Source organism: Ruminococcus sp., from assembly GCF_016287535.1.
In the GTDB taxonomy this organism is placed as follows: domain Bacteria; phylum Bacillota; class Clostridia; order Oscillospirales; family Ruminococcaceae; genus Ruminococcus.
In genome coordinates this window covers 23659-44945 of sequence record NZ_JAEFAJ010000012.1, presented here as the reverse complement: position 1 = coordinate 44945, position 21287 = coordinate 23659, and the positions used below count along the sequence as shown (strand labels likewise).

Here is a 21287-nt window from a genome sequence, read left to right as displayed (position 1 = left end):
TCCGCACCTCCTTATTCGGAAAGCACGCCGTCAGATATGCGGAGGATACGGTCAGCCTGTGAAGCAATGCTGCCGTCGTGGGTTATGAGTACGAGAGTCTGGGCGTACTTTTTAATGGAGCTTTTGAGTATGGAGATTATCTCGCGGCTGTTCTTGCTGTCAAGATTGCCTGTAGGCTCATCGGCGAGTATTATCTTTGGCTTGTGTATGAGTGCGCGTGCAAAGGCAACACGCTGCTGCTGACCGCCTGAGAGCTCGTGAGGGAAGTTCTGACGCTTCTTGTCAAGACCTGTGAGCTCAAGGAGCTCATTCAGGAACTCCATATCCGGATTGGTATTGTCAAGATTCAGGGGAAGTACGATATTCTCCTCAACATTCAGTACGGGTATGAGGTTGTAGGACTGGAAGATAAAGCCGATATTCTTGCGCCTGTAAGCGGAAAGCCCCTTGTCATCGAGATTCGTTATCTCCTTGTCGCAGGATATTATCCTGCCGCTTGTCGGGGTGTCGAGAGAGCCGAGACAGTTGAGCAGGGTAGTTTTGCCGCTTCCGCTCTCACCGGTGACTGCAACGAATTCTCCGCTGTGTACTTCAAGGTCGACATTATTGAGGGCGTATATCATATTTTCGCCTTCTCCGTACTGCTTGACGAGTTTTTCGGTTTTGATGATTATATTATTGTCCATAAAACAGACCTCCGTTCCTTAGTTTACTATATTCTAACCCATTAATCTTACAGTAAAATTACAAAACAAATTTTTTTTGAAAAAAGCAAAGCCTGTATTGTGTTTTTACAATACAGGCCTTAATGCGGACCGGGAGCTGAAAATATTTACAGCTTGTTTTTTGAGAGAGTAAGAAATACGAACTCGAAACGTGTACCCTTTCCGGGTTCGGAATAGACGAATATCTCTCCGTTGTTGGCGCGGACTATTTTCTGCGCTATGGACATACCAAGTCCTGAGCTGTACATGGTCCTGTCCTGGGATTTTGATGAAAAACGGTCGAACAGCTTAGGTATCTCATCCTGAGGTATACCCTTTCCGTTATCTGTTATGGAAAGGGTCGTAAGGACCGGGTTCTGAGTCAGCTCGGCAGATATCTCCGTACATTCCGAATGGTCGGCGGAGTTCTTTATTATATTCTCTATAGCCTCGCAGAGCCAGCCCTTGTCGCAGGTCAGCTTTATATCGTCAGGCAGTGCGGTGTTTATCACAATGTCCTTTTGTCTGAGCAGGGGCGACAGCTTTTTTACAGCGTTAACGAACAGCTCGGATACGCTGTAGGGCTTCATATCGTACTCAACGGCATCAGCGTTGAGCTTTGCCAGCTTTATAGCCTCGATAACAAGATGCTCCATACCGTCGAGATTGAGCTGTATCTCGTCCGAGAGCTTTTCCCTGCGCTCAACGGAAAGGTCGTTCAGCTCGCTGAGCATATCCGTGTTAAGGCGCACCACTGCGAGGGATGTTTTTATCTGATGAGAGAGGTCGGTGAGGAAGGTGCGCAGAAACTCCTGTTCATTGGTAAGTCTGCTGCTTGTATTTCTCATGCGGTCAACGAGTATCTCCGCGCTTTCGCAGACTCTGTGAACTGTGCCCAGCTCTTCGCCGTACATCTTTATTGACGCGTGGGTGTCATAAGCCGCTTCGATGCAGTCGCTGCGAAGCTTTTCGAGATCCCTGAATAGCGACATCGCCTCACGCATGGATATTATCAGCCATATTGCGGATACAGCTGTCATAAGTCCGAATAATGCGTTAAAGGCAGTGTGTCTTACATGGGGATAGCTGTGCATGAGTTCAGGCGGCATATTTTTTCTTATACTGTATTTTCTGAGTATATCTTCGCCGGCGCTGACAGCGCTTTCGTCGGGAGAGCCGGTGAATGAGCCGCCGCCCACAGCTGAGAGCTCTGATTCAATCTGCGCAGTAACGATAATATCCGCGCATTTTCCTGATGCTATATAAGCGGCAGCTGCTGAAATACCGAGCATGATGATGAATATGAGCACCAGTCTGCGCGGGGCACGGTTATTTATGAATCTGTCCATTTATAGCCCATTCCTCTCTTGGTCACTATCCTGCCGCAGCCTGCCGATCTGCTCAGCTTGTCACGCAGGCGGCTTATATTGACGGAAAGGGTATTGTCGTTCACAAATATCCCCTTTGAGTCCCAGAGGTATTCGAGTATCTGTTCACGGGTAAGATAATGTTCGCGGTTGAGCATGAGGTAGCTGAGAAGCTTCTGCTCAACAGCGGTGAGCTCCATTTCGGGGATATCGGGTATGCGGCGCAGATTTGCGCGTATACGCGAAAAAAGCTCTTTCAGGCGGAAAGGCTTGGTGATATAATCATCACCGCCGCTGTCCAGTCCGCGTATGATGTCTGCTTCATCGTCGCAGGAGGTAAGGAATATCACAGGAGTCTGAATGCTTTTCCGCAGCCGTCTGCACAGATCTATACCGTTGCCGTCGGGCAGGGTAACATCAAGTATGATAAGGTCGGCGTCGGGGACTGCGGCTTCAGCAGCAGCGACGGTGCGTACAGCGATGACGCTGTAGCCTTCGGTCTCAAGAGCAAGCTTTATATTGGCGTTGAGTGTCTCGTCGTCCTCAACGAGAAGCAGCGTATTCATAGTGTCACCTCGGTCATAGGAGTTTTTTTTATTTTAACATATAATCCGTGAAAAATCAAGGACGCTCATCAGGTATGCTGCCGCTGCCGGAGTGTATAAATAAAAAGCTGCACCGCAGGGAAATGCGGTACAGCTTTTATCCGTATGTACAATATCAGTCTTTGAATATAGCGCCGTCTTCTATGTTCTGAAGAACGCTTGCACAAAGCTCCTTCCACTGCGCTACTTCAGCCTCGTCGTAGGAGATGACCTTCTTTGCCCATGTGCTGCAGTGTGCGCAGGCATTGGGAGCTGTCTCGCCGTCTTCGAGGATATCGTTCACGCAGAGTGAATTTGCGCAGTTGTTGTTATTGATGAAGTGTTCAAGGAAGCCGTCAAGCTTCTTGTTGTCAACGAATAACTTTGGAAGGTGCATAGTTCTTCCGTAATTCATCATTGCCTCAGGCTTGAGGTATTCCATCCATCTCATAGCCGGAACTCCGGGAGGAGGACCGCCTGCACCGAACGGGGACATACCGGCGGGAGGTGCTGTGATACCGTGTGACTTTGCCCATTCCTCAGGCTCGCCGGGTCTTGGAGGTCTGCCCTCCATTACCCACGGAGGAGGACCGCCTGCGGGCATACCGGCTGGGGGACCGCCTGCACCGAATGGAGGCATACCGGCGGGAGGCGCTGTGATACCGTGTGACTTTGCCCATTCCTCAGGCTCGCCGGGTCTTGGAGGTCTGCCCTCCATTACCCACGGAGGAGGACCGCCTGCGGGCATACCGGCTGGAGGACCGCCTGCACCAACAAGAGCACCTGCAGGAGCGCCTGCGGGAGCACCCTCAGCACCTGCCTGATCCGGACGTGTTACGATAGTCTTTGCACGAGGCCAGTTTACGATATCAAGGAGATTTCCGTCGTATGACTCTTCCATGTAGCCCTTGATTACATTGTGGAGGAAGTCGGTCGTTCTTGTTCTGTCGATGAGCTTGATAGAGAAGTGCTTGTTACCTGTCTCTTCAGCGAGCTCCCTGTAGTAGTGAACGTCCTCAGGACGGATAAATTCAGCTGTAAGTATAGCTGCGGGGTGAGTTACCTTCTTGTAAGCGCAGTTTATAAGAGAATAGTCCATTGAATACTTATCAGGATCGGAATGACCTACGAAGCAGCCGTGCGCAAGGCGGAAGGGACATTCCCTGAGACAGAGGTTGTTGGCGATGACACGGAGGTGAAGGTCTGTATCCTTATACTGTGTGAGGAGCTGCCTGAGAAGATCGAATCTCCTGTTGAAGCCGTGATCGAGAGTGATCTCGTCAACGCCCCAGTTGCGCCAGTATTCAATATGCTGTATAGTTGTAGGATAAGCATAAAGGCCGAGAGTTACGAAAGCGTCCTTGAATTCTCTCTTTACGTACTTGATGAGTATAGGAGAATTGAGGGTGAATGCTTTTATGCCCATATCGTACATGGTGTGGATGAATGTACGTATCTTTTTTCCCATAACAGGATCAAGTTCGTTCTGATCCATTGAAAGAGGGTTGATAAGATAATTGAAGGTTATATCGCGCTTCTGACATTCCTTTACATAGTCAGCAAGCTGATCCATTGTAAAATCGGGAATGATCGAAGCTGTACGGCCTCCCGGAAGACCGTCGTGCTTGAGCTTTCCGAAAAAGCTTGTTATGGCGTGTTTCTTGTCATACTGATCGATGAAATCGAAGAGCTTGTAATCAAAGTTACAGCCAAGGTCGAAGGATATCGAATCCTGATTCATGTTTACACATCTCCCTAAAATTAGTCAGGACTATACACTGTATGATGTCAGTTCTGTGTATAAGCAATCGCGGCGTTTTCTGGTATATTTCTTTTTTTACGTGTGATAACGATCTTTTGATATATTCGATCATATTCAGTCCTATATTAAAATTATAACATCTGCCATGGGAACTGTCAATTAATCTTATGCAAGTTATTAAAAGCACTAATCGGGCTTTTTTTGTAAATAATATCCAATCGTTCACGTGCTGACGCATGATACGCTACAGGCGGTAATAAAGGCAAAATGATGCATTCTGAACACATCAGAAAAAGAAACATATTTTCTTTTCTGCAGGGTATTGACATTCATGCTGAGCAGTAGTATAATAAAAACAGAACATACATTCGATAGGGGGACGCTTATGGAAAAAAAGTATATCGCAATTGATCTGAAGTCATTTTACGCTTCTGTGGAATGTGTGGATATGGGAGCTGACCCTCTTGATACTAACCTTGTGGTCGCAGATGCGAGCCGCACAGAAAAAACTATATGCCTTGCGGTGTCGCCGTCCCTGAAATCTTACGGCATACCTGGGAGACCGCGGCTTTTTGAGGTGATAGCAAAGACTGCCGAGGTAAATGCGGAGCGCAGATACAGAGCTCCCGGCAGGCAGTTCAGGGGGGAGTCCTGCAAGGGAAGCGAGCTGACAGCGGATCCGTCACTGAAGCTGTCCTATGTCGTTGCGGCGCCGAGAATGGCGCGATATATCGAATACAGTACGAGAATATACCAGATATACCTGAAATATGTTGCTCCGGAGGATATCCACGTATATTCCATAGACGAGGTGTTCATAGATGTTACGTCCTACCTTGATACCTATGGAGTGACCGCACGTGAGCTTGCTGTCAGCATGATAAACGATGTGCTGGAAAATACCGGTATAACCGCTACGGCAGGCATAGGCACGAACCTGTATCTGTGCAAGATAGCTATGGATATAGTCGCCAAGAAAATGCCTGCCGACAGGAACGGAGTGCGTATCGCGGAGCTGGACGAAATGTCCTACCGCCGTCTCATGTGGGAGCACCGCCCTCTCACTGATTTCTGGCGTGTCGGACGTGGCTACGCAAAAAAACTGGAGCGCTGCGGCGTTTTCACAATGGGAGATATAGCCCGTATGTCTGCGTCGGAGTTCGGCGAAAAGACGCTTTACAAAATGTTCGGAGTGAATGCAGAGCTGCTCATAGACCATGCCTGGGGCTGGGAGCCCTGCACAATAGCGGATATCAAGAGCTACCGACCGGAAAACAGCAGCATAAGTTCGGGACAGGTCCTGCAGGGGGCTACGCCGAATCATACTGCCCGTCTCATCACATGGGAAATGGCTGATACGCTGTCTCTTGACCTTGTGAGAAAGGGGCTTGTTACCGATCAGATAACTCTTACCATAGGTTATGACGTGGAAAATCTCCGCAGGGAAGATATATCTGAGCACTATGCCGGAAAGGTGACAGACGACTATTACGGCAGACCTGTGCCCGTACACGCTCATGGTACGGTAAATCTTGCTGCTCCAGTGTCCTCGTCAAGACTGATAACTCAGGCGGCTGCGGAGCTCTTCGACCGTATCACGGACAGTATGCTGCTTATACGCAGGATAACCATATGTGCCGGCAGAGTAGTGCCTGCCGGAGCTGTCCGCGAGGAGCTGCAGCAGCTGGACTTCTTTACCGATTTTGAGGAGGAAGAACGCCGCCGCACTGCGGAGAAAGAGGAGCTTCAGCGTGAGAACAGCCTGCAGCTTGCAATGCTGAGAATGAAGGAGCGCTACGGCAAAAACGCTGTGCTTCGCGGAACAAATCTATGCGAGGGAGCTACCGCCCGTTCGCGCAATCAGCAGATAGGCGGACACAGAGCCTGAGAAAGCAGTCGGGCTGGTTCGGAAAGGAGGCTTCGCCATGCCGGAGCAGTATAACGATATAATCAATATGCCTCATCATGTTTCGAGGAACAGACCGCAGATGCCGCGTCGTCATCGTGCGGCGCAGTTTGCGGCGTTTGCAGCTCTTGCCGGTTATGAGGACGCTCTGGACGAATCTTCGCGCCGCACTGACAGCAAAGCGGAGCTTTGCGATGACGACGCGGCTGAGCTGAACGAAAAAATAAGGCTCATCGGCGCACGTATCGCCTCAGAGCCTTACTGCAGGGTGACGTATTTCGTTCCCGACAGGCACAAGAGCGGCGGAAGCTACGCTGAGGTGTCCGGAAACGTAAGATTCATAGAGGAGGCGACGCGGCAGCTGGTATTCTGCGGCGGTTTACGCATACCTATCGACGATATAGTGAAAATATGCCTGTAAAAAGAGCAACAGCCCTACCTCCGCCTATGGAGATAAGACTGTTCTGATTTGCCCTCTTACAAAATGGAAGGATAGCAGAAAAGGAATTAACAGCAATATATCACAAAGACCGCCTATAGTCTTTGTAAAGTGTCTGGCACGATCTCTTAGTGATACTGTATTTTCCGCCCGGCCCTGAGCTATCCTGTCAGGTTCTGCGGAACAGCAAACCCGTTTGCAGGCAATGGGAGTTATTGTGCAGAGGCTCCCCGCCGCCGGGTCTGTTGACTTGTGTTTGCTCCTGCCGTTTCGGAACTGGCAGGAAAATACGCGGCGAATCACGGAATAAGCCGCTTATATATTCAGCCGCAGGATAACGGCTGCGGTTTAACTGTGTCTCTGTAACATTTTTTACGCCGAGGACAAAGACAGACGGGAGAGGGGCCGCCTGCCTTTGTGCAAATGCCTCGCCGTGAATGAAGCCTTACGCTCCCATTCCTGAAAGCGTGCGTGAAAGCTTCTGAGGGTAAACTTGTATAATCTCACACAGGAGCTGCGTGAGAGCAGGTAACTGCCGCTGAAAAAGCGGAGTTTGCGGCAATAAAAATACAGCTCTCAAAGGAGTGTGGAAACACCGGCCGTTTTTACGGGATCTGTGTTAATGGGAGGGGGTAACAGTTCCGCAAAGCCGAACATTCCCACTTCCGCCCTCAAGAGTTGATCTGCTTGAATACAGACTTGCCGCAGGCAGCCGGGCAAGCGCCCTGAAGCTGCGGAGAAGTCTGTCATATGTGACATTATTCAATTTTATCACTCCAAATTTAAATATCCCTTGCGCTTGCCCGCTCTGATCGCGGATGCGATGTAAGCAATCCCTTATTGCTTTATCTTTATTATAAATAATATGTGAATTGATAACAACCGATAAAATAAATATTAGGTGGACAAAATGAAGAACTTGACCGGAAAAATCCCCGAACTGCCCAATTATTGCGGTCAGAACGGGGATTTTTAAATGTTAGCTGAAGCTGTTTATTATCCTTTCGGCTGCTTCCTCTCCGATGTCGAAGGTGTATTTGTAATCGAGCAGCTCAAAGATCATTTCTCCGGAGTCGGTGAAAGCGATATATCCGCTGCTGAAATACTTGTTCGGAGCGATTAGTTCAGGCATCCCGAACATGAACGCGACGCTGTACTGTGAAAGGTCAGTATCCGGATATGAACCTCCTGCCTCGGCTGCCTGTTTGCGCAGATAGTTGTCGGACTGCGAATATGATGTCAGCGGTCCTTCAAGCTCCTTCAATATGCTTATCAGCTCGGTCTTTTCGTTTTCTCCGGCTGAACGGTATAACCGCTTTTCTGAGCTGTATATGCTTGTCAGCTCCATATAGTCGCAGATGCCCATTGCGTTCAGGCATCTTTTGGCATCTGCGGGAATGAACCGGGTATTCGCGCAGATATACCTCTGAGTGCCCGGCTCTGTCGATACTGAGCATATAAACTCCTCGGTAATGCCGTCGAACACATAGACGCTGTAGGATATGTCATCGCCGTTGAGCTTCATATTTCCGCTGTAGAGGACAGGGTCGCCTGAGTAATAGGGGCGGCTGTCATATCTGTCCGAGATCCTGTATAATGAGCCCCTGTAGCGGAAGCCGGTCAGCGTTTCGGTCTGAGGAGGCACAGTGCTCGACACATAGGTGGTATGAGGAGACGCTGTTGTAGTTGTATGATAAACGCCGGTGTTGGTAGTCCTTATCGTTGTCGTAGTATGCGTTGTAACATAATATGTGTTTGTTGTATACCTGGTAGTTCTTGTTGTTGTGGTCGTTGTCCTGAATGCTCCGGTACTTGATGTGGCCCGCGTGGAAGTTGTCCGTGCGGTAGTCCGCGTGGCAGCCGGTGTGGTCGTAGTGCGCTGCGTTGTCCTTGCGGTTGTGGAACGGTCGGTATGTCTTGTGGTAGTCGTTCTGGGCGAGCCTGTATGTGTAGCGACCACGTCGGGAGTTGTTGACGCTGTGGTCCCGGAGGTCAGAGCGGAAGAAGCAGTGAGCTGTGTCAGTGCAGTATGCGGAGCAGTAGTCCTTAAACCTGACGAAGTAGTGTTTGCAGCATGGAATGACGTTGCAGACGAAGTGCCTGCCGCTGTGGCTGAAGCAGATGTTACTGAAGTTACAGGAGCGGCGGACGATGTCGAAGCTGTTGAAGCCTGCACCGCGGACGTGTTGCTTCCGGTGGTGACAGCAATGTCGGTATTAACTGTTGTGGGAGGTTCTGTCATATTGATCTGGTCCCTGACGCCGGAATTGAAAAATGACTTCAGCAGATCCATGCGCCATATACCGAAGCACACGGTGAGCATTATGCAGCAGCTGAGGGCGATGGACGTGCGCTTTATGAATACAGCCTTTTTCCTTGATCTTTCCTTTTCGTATTCCTCTCTGCGCCGGAAAACACTGTTTGCTATGTCTTTATAGTCCTTCATACTCAAAGCCCTCCTTTTCCAGCGTAGTTTTCAGAGCAAGCTTGGCTCTGTACAGGAGATTCTCGATCTGCCGTCTGCTTTTTTTCATTACCGCAGCAGTTTCGGCATTGCTCATTTCCTCAAAAAAGGTGAGATAAAGTACCTGTCTGTAATCCGAATTGAGAGTTTCCATGGCGTGATGAAGGGCGATCTTCTGTTCCTCACGCAGATATTCCTGTTCGAGATCACGCTCATCGGAAATATCGTAGCGTTCTTCCACAGGGGTGTCGGAAATGAATTTCCGTTTGCGGAGACTGTCGAGCGCAGCGTTGCGGCCTATGGCGTACAGCCATGTTTTGAAAGAGCTTTTCCCCGAATACTTGGGCCTTTTGGCTGCGAGCTTGAAAAAGGTGTCTTCCATGAACTCTTCGGCAAGACCCAGGTCATTGGTTATACCCTTCAGATAAAGCATCAGGCCGTCCTTGTAGACACGTATCAGTTCCACCATGGCTTCGTCATCTCCGCCGATATAACTGCGGTAGAGTGTTGCACCCTGATCCATGAGCGTCCCCCTTTCAGAAGAGATGCTCCCTTCTCACATATTAGACGTATGAGAACGGAGATTCTCTCATAATATTTTAAAAATAAATATATATACATAATACAATGAATTTTGTCATCAGTCAAGTGCTGATATGTTATTTTTATATCCGCCGCAGGTGAAAAAAGTTAAATAAAAGACGGGAAATACAATGGCAAATCGTTCAATTCTTGCTATCTTTGCTGAAAATGTGCATTTTTTGCTCTCTTCGTTGACACCGTTTGTGAAAGATGATACACTGAAATCACGGAATAGCTTGAAAAAGCCGGCTTTTTAGCCCGAAAATCCGGATTTTTTATGTTTAAGACAAGTTTAAGATTATTTTAAGATTGCTTTTGTATCATGTACACAAGGTGAAAAATGAAAGAGGGTTCTGTGAACCCTGAATCAGAATAACATGAAAAATCATAATGGAGGGAATTATTATGTTCAAGAAATCAGCAAGAAGAACGGTTTCAGGTATAATGAGCCTTGCAATGCTCCTCGGAACCGCAAGTACATTCCCGGCTGCTCAGGTATCCGCAGCAAGCTCGGTGACTATCAATGAAGTATGTCCGAAGAATTCTACCTACACAGCTCCTGACGGCGGCACTTACGACTGGATAGAGCTCTACAACAGCTCCAGCAGCGCAGTAGATATCAGCGGCTGGGGTATAAGCGACAAGGCTGAAACACCTTACCGCTTCACATTCCCCGCAGGCACTACCATTCAGGCAGGCGGAAGAAAGGTAGTTTTCTGCGACGGCACAGCAGGTGAGACAAACAGCGCAATAGCTCCTTTCGGACTTTCAACAAGCGGCGAGACCCTCATTCTTACCGACGCTTCCGGAAACGTAGCTTCACAGGTGACCTTTGAGGATATGGCTAAGGATACCTCCTACGGTCAGTATCCCGACGGCAGCGGAGAGTTCTATGTTCTCTCAACTACTCCCGACGCTGCAAACAGCGCTCCTGAAGGCTCAAACGCAGTAAGGACCCCCGGATTCTCCGCAGAGAGCGGCTTCTACAACAACAGCTTCTCCCTCACTCTTGAAGCTCCACAGGGCACAACAGTTTACTATACACTGGACGGAAGCGATCCCACATCTGCTTCCGAGAGATACACAGGTCCTATCACAGTACAGGATATGACCAGCCAGCCCAACAAGCTCAGCGCAAGAACTGACATCTCGGCTTATACCGATATCCTCGCTCCAGATGAGGGCGTGCTCAAGGCAGCCGTTGTACGTGCGGTAGCCGTTGACTCTCAGGGCAGAACAAGTGCTGTAGTTACAAAGACTTATTTCGTAGGCTCAGCCAATGTTGACAAATACAGGAACATGAAGGTCATCTCACTCGTTACCGATCCCGACAACCTCTTCGATTACGAAAAAGGTATCTATGTAACAGGTAAGGTATACGAAGAAGGCGGCGGAGGCATGGGCGGCTTCGGCGGCATGAACTTCGGCGGCGGTAACTGGAACATGGGCGGCGACGCTAACGGCGGCGCAGGCGGCTTCAACATGGGCAACTTCAATATGGGCGGTCAGAATGGTGACGCAGCTCAGGGCGGCTTCAATATGGGCAACTGGAACATGGGCGGTCAGAACGGCAATGCAGCTCAGGGCAACTGGGGCGACGTTCAGCTCGGCGGCGCAGGCGGTCCCGCAGTAAACGCTGACGAGGACGTTCAGCAGGGCGGCGCTCAGCAGTGGGGCGGCTTCGGCGGTCAGCAGGGCGGCGCAGGCGGTTTCGACTTTAGTCAGTTCGGCGGCGCAGCAGGCGGTGACGCAGCTCAGGGCGGTGCCCAGCAGTGGGGCGGCTTCGGCGGTCAGCAGGCAGGTGGTGACGCAGCTCAGGGCGGTGCCCAGCAGTGGGGCGGCTTCGGCGGTCAGCAGGCAGGCGGTGACGCAGCTCAGGGCGGTGCTCAGCAGTGGGGCGGCTTTGGCGGTCAGCAGGCAGGCGGTGACGCAGCTCAGGGCGGCGCAGCAGCTGGTGGCGGATTCGGCGGCGGCGGAATGGGCGGCTTCAACATGGGCGACATGGCATTCATGGCTCAGGCTAACTACAATCAGAAGGGCGAAGCATGGGAGCGTCCCGCAAATATCGAGATCTTCGATAACGGCGAGAGCGTTGTATCACAGGACGTAGGCATCAGAACAAAGGGTGCTGCTTCACGTGCATGGGCTCAGAAGAGCTTCAACATCTTCGCACGTATGGACTACGGCAAGGGCGAGGTCGAGTACGATCTCTTTGAAGGCAAGTCCACAAAGGAAAAGAATAACAAGGTCATCGACACATTCGACGGCTTCACTATAAGAAACGGCGGAAACGACAATATGGCAGGCTTCTTCCGTGACTCAGTAAACCAGTCTCTTGTTGGCGACAGAGATATGACCACTCAGGCTACAAGCGAGTGCATACTCTTCATCGACGGCGAATTCTGGGGCATTTATCAGCTCATGGAGAAGTATAACTCAGACTACTTCAAGTCACACTACGGTATCAAGAAGAACGACGTTGCTTTCATCAAGAACGGTACTCTTGAAGACGGTAAGGATCAGGATCTCTCCGACTGGAACAGCCTTCTCAGCCAGATCGCAAGTGCAGATATGACAAGCGACGCTGCATACCAGCAGATAGCTCAGAAGCTTGATATCCAGAGCTTTATCGACTACTTTGCAGCTCAGATATACTGGGCTAACCACGACTGGCCAAACAACAACACAGGTGTATGGCGCGCAGATACAGTAGACGAGTCTAATCCTTATGCAGACGGCAAGTGGCGTATGGTTCTCTTTGATACAGAGTATTCCGCAAACCTTGCAGACAAGGTAAATGAAGTAGGTCCTACATACAACAGCTTCAGCCAGTTCGGCGGCGGCGGTATGGGAGGCTGGGGCGGCTTCATGGGAGGCGGCGGCTCCATCAGCGGAGCTTTCACAAATCTCATGAAGAACGCAGAATTCAAGAAGCAGTTCGAGCTCAGCTTCATGGATATGGCAAACTACAACTTTGACACAAACAAGACTACAGCTGCTATAAACTACTACAAGGGCTTCAAGCAGCAGATCCTTGATACATACAAGCGCTTCCCGTCATCCAAGAACATTCACAATGAGTCTACATTCGATCAGGATTATCAGCTCCTCGAAACATTCTACAACACAAGATACAGCAACGTTACAAGCCAGATGAAGAACTTTATGGGTCTCACAGGCAGTCTTGCAAGCGTATCCGTAAGCAACGACGGCAGCAAGGGAACACTTAAGCTCAACACCATCAAGTTTGACGATTCCATGAGCACATGGAGCGGCAAGTACTTCACAGACTACCCTGTAACTGTAAAGGCTACAGCTAAGGAAGGCTACAGATTCGATCACTGGGAGGTATCAGGAGCAACAGTTTCCAATACCACATCAGATGAGATAACAGTTCCTGTAAGCGAGGGCGTTACTATCAAGGCTGTTTACGCAGCAGGCGATCCCAGCGAGATCAGAACAACAACTACCACATCAAAGACAACTACTACCACAACAACTACCACTACCACCACTACCACTTCCTCCGGTACAAATCCCGGTACAGGCGTTACCAAGTACGGTGACGTAAACTGCGACGGTCAGGTCGACCTCTCAGACGCAGTTCTTATCATGCAGAGCCTTGCTAATCCCAACAAGTACGGTGAGAATGGCAGCGACAGCCGCCATATCACCAAGCAGGGCCTTGCAAACGCAGACTGCTCAGGCAATAACGACGGCGTTACAACAGGTGACGCGGCTGCTATCCAGAAGCATCTGCTCGGTCTTATAAAGACACTTCCCGACAGGTCATAACTGACCTGAGGGAAGCCATGTTAAGAAGACATTCACGGTTCATTAGAAATCTTCCTTTAAATAACCACCTTCAAAAAAACAGCGAAGAGGAACACCACTCTTCGCTGTTTTAATTTTTATATGTATTTCAGCCTCTTACCTCGGTATAGTAGTATACCGCGAGCTGAGTCCTGTCGCGCAGGCATAGCTTGTCAAGCAGACTGCTTATATAATTTCTTACAGTTCCCTCACCGAGAAAGAGCTGTCCTGCTATTTCCTTGTTGCTGAGCCCCTTTGCGACGAGCTCCATTATTTCACGCTCCTTGTCGCTTATGCCGTGAGCGCTGAAATCGTACTGTCCCTTAGGCACCATAAGCTCCGGGAGCTTTGTTATCACCTTCTCGCCGAAAACGCTTTGACCGCGCATGACGGCTTCAAGAGCGGGAACTATACTGTCAAAGTCCTGTTTCAGTATATACCCCTTAGCACCCATATTCAGTGCTTTTACAATGTATTCATCGTCTGAGAAGGTAGTAAGGTAAAGGATACGCGCGTCGGGGAACTCCTTCAGTATAGCTTCTCCCGCTTCAAGACCGGTCATGCCGTCCATGCGAATATCCATGAGCATTACATCCGGAGTATGGCTGCGGTACAGCTCTATGGCTTCATTTCCGCTTGAACCCATGGCGGCAACGGTAACTGTGCCTGAGCTTTCAAGAATGGTTTTCAGCGACAGAGCTACGAGCTTGTCGTCGTCTATAACAATGATGTTCATATAAACCTCCGTCATATTATGTTACTGCGTTATCGTTCTTTGGCAGGGAGAGGAATATCCTGAAGCCCTGAGGCGATGGAGTAAAGGTTATCCTTCCGTTCAGAGCCTCTGCACGGTCTGTCATATTCTTCAGACCTATGCCGCTTTCGTTTATTTCCGTGCAGCTGCCGTTATCTTCGAGCATAAGCTGATAAAAGGCAGGGTGCTCGCGGACTATGATACTTATCCTGTCGCCGTTTGAATGCTTTACAGCGTTTGAGAGCCCCTCCTTGACTATGCCTATTATGCAGAGCTTTACGCTGCCGGGCATGGCGGCGCTTACATCGCAGTCAAGGTCAACAGTGAACCTGCTGTCAACGCTGCTTATGCTGTCCTCAATGACTTTTTTCAGGTCGATGGAGTCATCGTGGAGATCGTGAACGCTCTCACGGATACTGGTCATAGCGCTGTCAAGAGTGGAGCGCAGGCTTTCAAGAGGTTCGCGCAGCTGTTCGTCCTTGTTTATAACTATAAGAGCACCGGACTGCAGAATGGAACGGGTCAGCATATGTCCGACATTGTCGTGAATCTCACGGGCGATACGGTTACGCTCCTTCATGGTGGCAAGGCGTATCTCGCTGTCCTGAGCATGGGCAAGCCGAATATTTTGCTCTGAGAGCTGACGGTTCTTGCCGGCGACCTCATCACGGAGCTGTGTGAGCTTTTCCACGGTCTTTTCAAGTCCTGAGATACGGGTATATATTATATATGCTACAGCGGCTGCCGCGGCGGTTATTATCAGCTGTCTTGCTGACAGCGAGCCGAGCTTCAGTATGACAGATGCCGCAGGGAGAACGAGCCACCATTTCTTTTCCCACAGAGCGTCATAGAGCATAAGCGGTATGGTGCAGAAAAACATCGGGAAAAAGCCGCACAGCAGAGAGCCTGCGGCAATTATAGCGGATGCGGCAGGAGTTCCTGTGAAGAGCTGCGCAGCAGAGGATACGGCTATTGCCGTAAGTACGGTAATGACCGGAGCTGTGAAACTGCTTGTCAGCAGGAGGCTGATTGTGCATATTGTAAGTATCGCAAGCTTATCGATCAGTCTGTTCAATCTCACACCGACTTTCTTTCAGAAATCAGCCGTCACGTAAATCGGCTGTTATTGAGTACACAACAATTATAAAACATCACGGCTTTTTTGTCAATAAAAAGCCGCAGCACCTCCGGTAGTATACCGGAAGTGCTGCGGCTTCATTATTTGTCAATGGAGAGAGGGATATCTTTATTTTTCGGGAAGCTCTGAAATGAGATGGAGCAGGTATCTCTGGATAGCTGCTGCGTCGCCTGTGGTCATTCCGTCATTCCCTGTAACGTCCGCGTTCTTTATGCCCTGTGAGGTTATACGCTTTTGATCCTTGCCGTTCTCGCCGTACTTGTCAGGGTTCGCAAGAGCCTGCATGATGAGTACAGCGTCGGAAAGGTCAACAGTACCGTCACAGTTCACATCTCCTGCCTTATAATCAGCGTCGTAGTTGAATACGGAGCTTGTTGATGAAGTTGTTGACGACTGTGAAGTAGTGGAAGCTGATGTTACAGTAGTGGTCGTTGTGGTTTTTGTGGTAGTAGTGGTGGTAGTCGTCTTTGATGTGGTAGTGGTTGTGGTCTTTGGCTTGCCGTCGGAGAGCTGTCCGTAAACAATTCCGCAGCCGACTGTTGACATATATACCTTGCCGAATTCGTCCATGTCACCAACAAGGTAGTTGCCGTTTCCGGTACCGCCGTAGAGGTGGTCTGTATTGATACATACCCATGTCTTTCCTGCGTCGGTGGAGCGGTATATGCCTTCCTTGTCGTCCTCAGCGGGCTTTCCGTAGATGAAGAGCGTATTTACGCCGCCTGCGTTTTCGGGAGCGCCGTAGCCTATGCACTTCGCGTATACAACATTGTCAAGGTGTTCCACGGTCTTGCCCTTGTCGGAGATGATGTAAACGCCCTTATTTGCGCCTGCAAGAGCCACAGTGCCTTTTCCGAGGTATGCAAGGTCGCCTGTGTGCTCGAATTTCCATGTAAGCTCCCAGTTGTACGGGCAGATACGTGTCTCGGTAAATGTTGCGCCGTAGTCCTCGCTTATGAAGTATGAGTAATGCGACTCGTCATAGGTAGGCTCTGACTTGGTCATATCTGATGACCAGTAGTCGTTGTGCTGAGCGCCTGATGCGTATACTATCTTTGGATCTTCAGGATCGACAAGCGTATATACTCCCTTGGAAGCCTTGATGCCTTCGCTGGTCTTCCATGTGGCGCCGAAGTCGTCTGTATAGGAAACTCCGCCGGTAGTGCTTGTATTTATTATTCTGTACTTGCCCTTTGAAAGCTCTGTTATAGAGAGTTTTCCGCCTGTGCAGGCAGGCTTGAAGGACTTCCATGTCTTTCCGCGGTCAGTGGTATAGTAGCCGCTGCCGGTATTGTTGCCGTCGCCGTTGGCAGTTCTTGCCCATACGTCCGTATTCTGAGGGCATACCGCGATAGCGGAGGTCGAGCCCATATTCGGCTGATACTGCGGCGGTATACCGTCTACAGAGGTGTGAACGAAGCCGTCGTAGTCGCCGATCGCCGAGAGATCGAGTCCGTCTGCCGTGCTTACGAAATCAAGGGAAACAACTTCCTCGATACCGTCCGGCTGGAAGTGGAACTGCGGGAGATCGCTCCATGTATTATCACAGGCAAATACGCCGTTGCCCGATGTGGAGAATGTCCTGTCGGGATTTACAGGGTCGATAACATAAGAGCCCACCCAGTGTATAGCCTTGTCGTATATCCAGTCATAGCCGCCTGTGGAGAGGTAGTCAGCAAGTGGATCCTGTCCCCAGTTGGGAGAATATCCGGGAGATATCTCTCTCCATGTTTTACCGCCGTCCTCTGAACGGAAGAACTTGTCGCCCCAGCAGGGACCGTGCTCATCTGTCCAAGGTTCCCAGAGCTGAGCGTTTGCGAAAAGTCCGCAGGTAGATGATACCATATGATCAGGATTTGCCGGATCAACGCTTATGCCGCTGTAACCGCCCTGAGCTGCTGCCTCCATAGCGTCCTTGCCGGGATTGTAGAGGTGAGCAAGAGGGGAGATATCGGTTATATCGCCTGTTTTGGCGTTGAGCTTCTTTATGCTGCCTGAGGTGCCACCATTGCCGACCTGAACAGCTCCCTGGAAAGCGAAGAAGATATTGCCATTGCCGTCGCCGGTGATCCTTCCGGGATAGTTGGCGGAATCGAGCTTGTCGCTGATATCGGTGAACTTGTCGTCCTTTACGTCTGCAACGACCACGCTGTTCTTGCCTTTTGCGGAAGCTCCTACGTATACCTTTCCGCCGTAGATGTATATGCAGGCGATGCCGTTCTGAGCGTAATATTCATCGCCTGTAAGAGCCTTGCGCATATTCGAGCCCCATGTGGGCCACTTTATCTCGTACTTGAAGAGACCGAGATCGCCGTAGCCTTTGACTTCCTTCCATGTCTTACCGCCGTCGGTGGACTTGATAAGGCAGGAATCGCCGGCGTATACGTCGCCGCCACAGTATATTGTCTTTGGATCGTCGGGATCTACAGCTATAGACTCGCCTGTCTGTCTGCCGTTGCCGTTGCCGTGGACCTGTATCATATCGGTAACGTCGTATTCCTCGAAGGTCTTACCGCCGTCGGTGGTCTTGAATATGACAGTCTTTTCTGCCGAAAAGTAAGCGCAGCCGCAGAGGAAATAAACGGTATTATCATCTGTGGGGTCTATAGCCATTGCGTCCACGCTGAGGAGACCGCGGTCGTCCTCATTGATAAAACCGAGGAGCTGCTCCCAGCTGTCGGTATCATAGTTGAATCTGTAAGCGCCGCCTACGTCTGTACGTGCATACATAGCCTTTTTGCCTGTAACGATTCCGGAAACAAAGCCGCCTCCGCCTATTTTGAGGGTGCCCCATTCCATTTTGTCGGCAATGCTTGCTGAAGCTGCTGACGCAGTACCCCTGCTGATATCCGTTGTGCCTGATACGGAATTGCAGCCGGCGCAGATCGAGAGGGCGCAAAGACCTGCCAGAGCCTTTTTCATTGTTTTCATTGCAATTTTTCCTTTCTGTTTGTGTATTTTAATATCCATTCCCGTTATCTTATCCGTGCCTGTTTTTCAACTTGATTTTATCATTTCAAAAGTACGGTGTCAAGGGATTTCAGGGGTTATGACACTATAGGACATAATGAGAATACTATTTTGCAGAAGTCAAAAATGAACAATCCTTTAAGGCTGAGCGCAAGCTTTAAAAAGGCAAAAAATACGCAGCCATGACGGCTGCGCAAAAAAGTATTGAGCAATGAAACATATGACATCTGAAGATTATCTCTTTTTTACGCCGGCTTTCTGCGGACGGCGAGGATCTGCAAAAAGTAGAGAAGGAGACACTACAGCCCGTTTCGGGCGGTCGGCGACCGCACCATCACTGTTTCCCCCCAGTTCCTACGACTGCAGCGTCTGAGCTCCTTATCTACATTCACGATATATTAATCTCATATCCTGTCACTATTCTATCACATACTGTTCCACACGGTTCAACAAAAAATTTACATATTTTTTCTGCCGAAAACTACCGATTTTCATCAATTTTAAGCCTTTTGTGCAGAATGAACAGCTTTGAGGATCAAAAAAATTTGAAAATCCACACAAAAATTGGTCTCATTTTTCTTTACAAACAGTGCAGAATGTGATATAATGTTCTTATATATTCAGATCATTTCTTTGGAGGGGCATTCCGTGGAAATAGTTTCAGAACTTATCAAGAGTTACTTTTTATCATTTGCGCTTATACTTGGAATAATAATAATGCTTGTCGAGAACCGCAAGGAACGCCCTCAGGGTACGGATCATATTATCGTTATCGTTGTGATACTCTCAGTCATCGTTATGAATAAGGCGGCGGATGACCTTTTCAGGTGGACGCTTTACGATGATACGCGCAACTATAACGGCGATGGCGCCATGACGCTGATGTATATACGTTCTGCCATGGAGCACGTGCTTTTTCCGCTTATTGCGTATATAGAGCTGCTGCTCATCGTGCCGTTGAAAAAGAAATATGTATTCTTCCTGCCTGAGCTGATCTGTATGATCGCAGAGTCTGTAAATCTCGGAAAGCCGGGCATTATCTTCAGCTATAACAAGTATCTTGGATATGAGGACGGTCCTCTCATGCTGCTGCCCTATTTCGTGGGTATGATATATCTGCTGCTGCTTATGCGGTATTCAATACTCTTTATAAAAGAAAAGGAAATGAGCAAGGGCGTTACCGTGATATTCATAGTTTTCCTGACTCTTGCGGAATGTTACCTTGAAGCAGCCTACATAGTAGTTGACGTTATGGACGAGATAGTCGCCCTTGACGTTATAATCTATTACTTCTACCTTGTTGCCATATATCAGAGCGAGATGAAGATAAAGCTCCGTACAAGCGAGCTGGAGCTGGAACGAAGCAAGCGTATGCTCATGCTCTCGCAGATACAGCCACATTTCATGTACAATTCGCTCACCTCCATAACCTATCTCTGCGATAAGGACGCTTCACAGGCAAAAAGAGCTCTGATAGACTTCTCAAAGTTCCTCAGGAAGAACCTTGAAGCCATGACAAACAAGAATCTTGTTCCCATTAAGGAGGAGCTTGAACATACAAAGGTCTATCTTTCACTTGAAAAGATAAGGTTCGGCGACGATCTCGATATAATATTCGATGTAAAGGACAGCGATTTCATGGTGCCTGTACTTTCCGTGCAGCCCCTTGTTGAGAACGCTGTAAAGCACGGTATAAACCGCTCCGAAAGCGGCTGCGGTACGGTGTGCATATCCACCGAGGAAACAGAGGTATGCCATAAGGTCATAATAAAGGACGACGGCGGCGGATTTGAAGTTGAGTCCCTGAATGACCTTGATGAAGGACATATAGGTATATCAAACGTCCGCAAGCGTCTGTTTGATGAGTGCGGAGGCGAGCTGATAATTAAGAGCGCTCCCAATGAGGGAACTGAGTGTACTATTCTTATCCCAAAGGAGAATCACTATGAAAATTCTGGCAATTGACGACGAAAGATTTGCATTACAGCTTCTTGTAGATACACTGCACAAGGTCTGCCCGGAGGCAGAGATAGTTTCCTTCCGCAGACCCTCACAGTTCATGGAGTATGAGGATAAGGAGCCCTTCGACGCAGCTTTCCTCGATATACGCATCGGTCAGATGTCGGGCATACAGGTCGCTATCGAACTGAAAAAGCATTCGCCAATGTGCAATATAGTTTTTGTGACCAGCTATTCGGAATACGCCTTTGCGGCTATACAGATGCGCCCAAGCGGCTATATCATGAAGCCCTACACAGAGGAGGATATCCGCAACGAGTTCAACAACTTCAGATATTCCCCGCAGCCAGAGGACAAGAGCAGCGACAAGCTGAAGATACGTACCTTCGGAAACTTCCGCGTCTTCGGGAAGGACGATGTCCCGCTAAAATTTTCAAGAACTATTTCCAAGGAAATATTCGCGTACCTTATAGACCAGTGCGGCTATCCGGTCACAAGCAAGGAGATAGCGGCAGATGTCCTTGAGGTGGAGGACTTCGACAGACCTACATCGAAGAAGGTATCGCAGTACGTTTCAGATCTTATCAAGGATATAGAGAATGCCGGCTTCCACAATGTGATAATCAAGCAGAACCGTCAGATACTTGTTAACAAGGAGGCTGTGGACTGTGATCTGTACGATCTCTTCGCAGGAGATACAGCCGCTTTCAGCTCGTATCACGGCGAGTACATGATAGACTATTCATGGGCTGAGATAAGCGACTCAGCTGAAAGGATAAAGTCTCTCGGATATAAGTTCTGAGACATTTTTAAAGCATATCAGAACGGGGGCGATGTTTACATCG

Annotated in this window: 15 protein-coding genes; 5 read left to right on the top strand and 10 right to left on the bottom strand. The window is 49.3% G+C overall.

Annotation, left to right across the window (positions count from 1 at the left end; translation table 11 throughout):
- Nucleotides 1-11 precede the first annotated feature (11 nt).
- The 4 genes from QZZ36_RS06620 to QZZ36_RS06605 form a co-directional block, all read right to left on the bottom strand.
- The gene (locus QZZ36_RS06620; protein WP_295078745.1) at nt 12-686 is read right to left on the bottom strand and encodes an ABC transporter ATP-binding protein; all 675 of its coding nucleotides are present in this window, start codon (nt 684-686) and stop codon (nt 12-14) included.
- A gap of 146 nt (nt 687-832) precedes the next feature.
- Entirely contained in the window at nt 833-2053 is a 1221-nt protein-coding gene (locus QZZ36_RS06615; RefSeq protein WP_295078742.1) for a HAMP domain-containing sensor histidine kinase, read from the bottom strand.
- On the bottom strand, nt 2038-2637 hold the full coding sequence (locus QZZ36_RS06610; protein ID WP_295078739.1) for a response regulator transcription factor: 600 nt from the start codon (nt 2635-2637) through the stop codon (nt 2038-2040). Before QZZ36_RS06610 ends, QZZ36_RS06615 begins: the two co-directional genes overlap by 16 nt.
- A gap of 154 nt (nt 2638-2791) precedes the next feature.
- A complete protein-coding gene (locus tag QZZ36_RS06605) occupies nt 2792-4396 on the bottom strand; it encodes a hypothetical protein (protein ID WP_295078736.1) in 1605 nt (534 codons plus the stop codon).
- Nucleotides 4397-4802: 406 nt separating this feature from the next.
- Between QZZ36_RS06605 and QZZ36_RS06600 the strand changes: the two genes are divergently transcribed.
- Both QZZ36_RS06600 and QZZ36_RS06595 read left to right on the top strand, forming a co-directional pair.
- A complete protein-coding gene (locus QZZ36_RS06600; RefSeq protein ID WP_295078733.1) occupies nt 4803-6305 on the top strand; it encodes a DNA methylase in 1503 nt (500 codons plus the stop codon).
- Between the two features lie 37 nt (nt 6306-6342).
- Complete coding sequence (locus QZZ36_RS06595) at nt 6343-6744, top strand: hypothetical protein (protein WP_295078730.1); 402 nt, start codon at nt 6343-6345, stop codon at nt 6742-6744.
- 637 nt (nt 6745-7381) lie between these two features.
- Here the strand turns inward: QZZ36_RS06595 and QZZ36_RS06590 are convergent.
- The 3 genes from QZZ36_RS06590 to QZZ36_RS06580 form a co-directional block, all read right to left on the bottom strand.
- Nucleotides 7382-7528: a hypothetical protein gene (locus tag QZZ36_RS06590; protein WP_295078727.1), complete on the bottom strand. Its 147-nt coding sequence runs from the start codon at nt 7526-7528 to the stop codon at nt 7382-7384.
- 213 nt (nt 7529-7741) lie between these two features.
- The gene (locus QZZ36_RS06585) at nt 7742-9208 is read right to left on the bottom strand and encodes a hypothetical protein (protein WP_295078725.1); all 1467 of its coding nucleotides are present in this window, start codon (nt 9206-9208) and stop codon (nt 7742-7744) included.
- Nucleotides 9195-9749, bottom strand: a complete 555-nt coding sequence (locus QZZ36_RS06580; protein ID WP_295078722.1) for a sigma-70 family RNA polymerase sigma factor — start codon at nt 9747-9749, stop codon at nt 9195-9197. The genes QZZ36_RS06585 and QZZ36_RS06580 overlap by 14 nt, the downstream gene beginning before the upstream one ends.
- A gap of 464 nt (nt 9750-10213) precedes the next feature.
- On the opposite strand from QZZ36_RS06580, the gene QZZ36_RS06575 reads away from it, so the two are divergent.
- A complete protein-coding gene (locus QZZ36_RS06575; RefSeq protein ID WP_295078719.1) occupies nt 10214-13603 on the top strand; it encodes a CotH kinase family protein in 3390 nt (1129 codons plus the stop codon).
- 127 nt (nt 13604-13730) lie between these two features.
- Here QZZ36_RS06575 and QZZ36_RS06570 read toward each other — a convergent pair whose 3' ends face one another.
- From QZZ36_RS06570 to QZZ36_RS06560, 3 genes are all read right to left on the bottom strand, one after another.
- Nucleotides 13731-14357 carry a response regulator transcription factor gene (locus QZZ36_RS06570; RefSeq protein WP_295078717.1) on the bottom strand — a complete coding sequence of 209 codons (627 nt, stop codon included), beginning with the start codon at nt 14355-14357 and terminating at the stop codon, nt 13731-13733.
- Nucleotides 14358-14373: 16 nt separating this feature from the next.
- Complete coding sequence (locus QZZ36_RS06565; protein WP_295078715.1) at nt 14374-15450, bottom strand: histidine kinase; 1077 nt, start codon at nt 15448-15450, stop codon at nt 14374-14376.
- Nucleotides 15451-15621: 171 nt separating this feature from the next.
- Nucleotides 15622-18444 carry a dockerin type I domain-containing protein gene (locus QZZ36_RS06560; protein ID WP_295078713.1) on the bottom strand — a complete coding sequence of 941 codons (2823 nt, stop codon included), beginning with the start codon at nt 18442-18444 and terminating at the stop codon, nt 15622-15624.
- Nucleotides 18445-19131: 687 nt separating this feature from the next.
- Here QZZ36_RS06560 and QZZ36_RS06555 point away from each other — a divergent pair.
- Together QZZ36_RS06555 and QZZ36_RS06550 are read left to right on the top strand one after the other, a co-directional pair.
- Complete coding sequence (locus tag QZZ36_RS06555; protein ID WP_295078711.1) at nt 19132-20448, top strand: histidine kinase; 1317 nt, start codon at nt 19132-19134, stop codon at nt 20446-20448.
- On the top strand, nt 20429-21244 hold the full coding sequence (locus QZZ36_RS06550; protein WP_295078707.1) for a response regulator: 816 nt from the start codon (nt 20429-20431) through the stop codon (nt 21242-21244). Before QZZ36_RS06555 ends, QZZ36_RS06550 begins: the two co-directional genes overlap by 20 nt.
- The last annotated feature ends 43 nt before the right edge of the window (nt 21245-21287 follow it).

Coding starts and splice junctions, on each gene's coding strand:
- QZZ36_RS06620 (WP_295078745.1), bottom strand. CDS start 686: ATGGACAATAATATAATCATCAAAACCGAAAAACTCGTCAAGCAGTAC.
- QZZ36_RS06615 (WP_295078742.1), bottom strand. CDS start 2,053: ATGGACAGATTCATAAATAACCGTGCCCCGCGCAGACTGGTGCTCATA.
- QZZ36_RS06610 (WP_295078739.1), bottom strand. CDS start 2,637: ATGAATACGCTGCTTCTCGTTGAGGACGACGAGACACTCAACGCCAAT.
- QZZ36_RS06605 (WP_295078736.1), bottom strand. CDS start 4,396: ATGAATCAGGATTCGATATCCTTCGACCTTGGCTGTAACTTTGATTAC.
- QZZ36_RS06600 (WP_295078733.1), top strand. CDS start 4,803: ATGGAAAAAAAGTATATCGCAATTGATCTGAAGTCATTTTACGCTTCT.
- QZZ36_RS06595 (WP_295078730.1), top strand. CDS start 6,343: ATGCCGGAGCAGTATAACGATATAATCAATATGCCTCATCATGTTTCG.
- QZZ36_RS06585 (WP_295078725.1), bottom strand. CDS start 9,208: ATGAAGGACTATAAAGACATAGCAAACAGTGTTTTCCGGCGCAGAGAG.
- QZZ36_RS06580 (WP_295078722.1), bottom strand. CDS start 9,749: ATGGATCAGGGTGCAACACTCTACCGCAGTTATATCGGCGGAGATGAC.
- QZZ36_RS06575 (WP_295078719.1), top strand. CDS start 10,214: ATGTTCAAGAAATCAGCAAGAAGAACGGTTTCAGGTATAATGAGCCTT.
- QZZ36_RS06570 (WP_295078717.1), bottom strand. CDS start 14,357: ATGAACATCATTGTTATAGACGACGACAAGCTCGTAGCTCTGTCGCTG.
- QZZ36_RS06560 (WP_295078713.1), bottom strand. CDS start 18,444: ATGAAAACAATGAAAAAGGCTCTGGCAGGTCTTTGCGCCCTCTCGATC.
- QZZ36_RS06550 (WP_295078707.1), top strand. CDS start 20,429: ATGAAAATTCTGGCAATTGACGACGAAAGATTTGCATTACAGCTTCTT.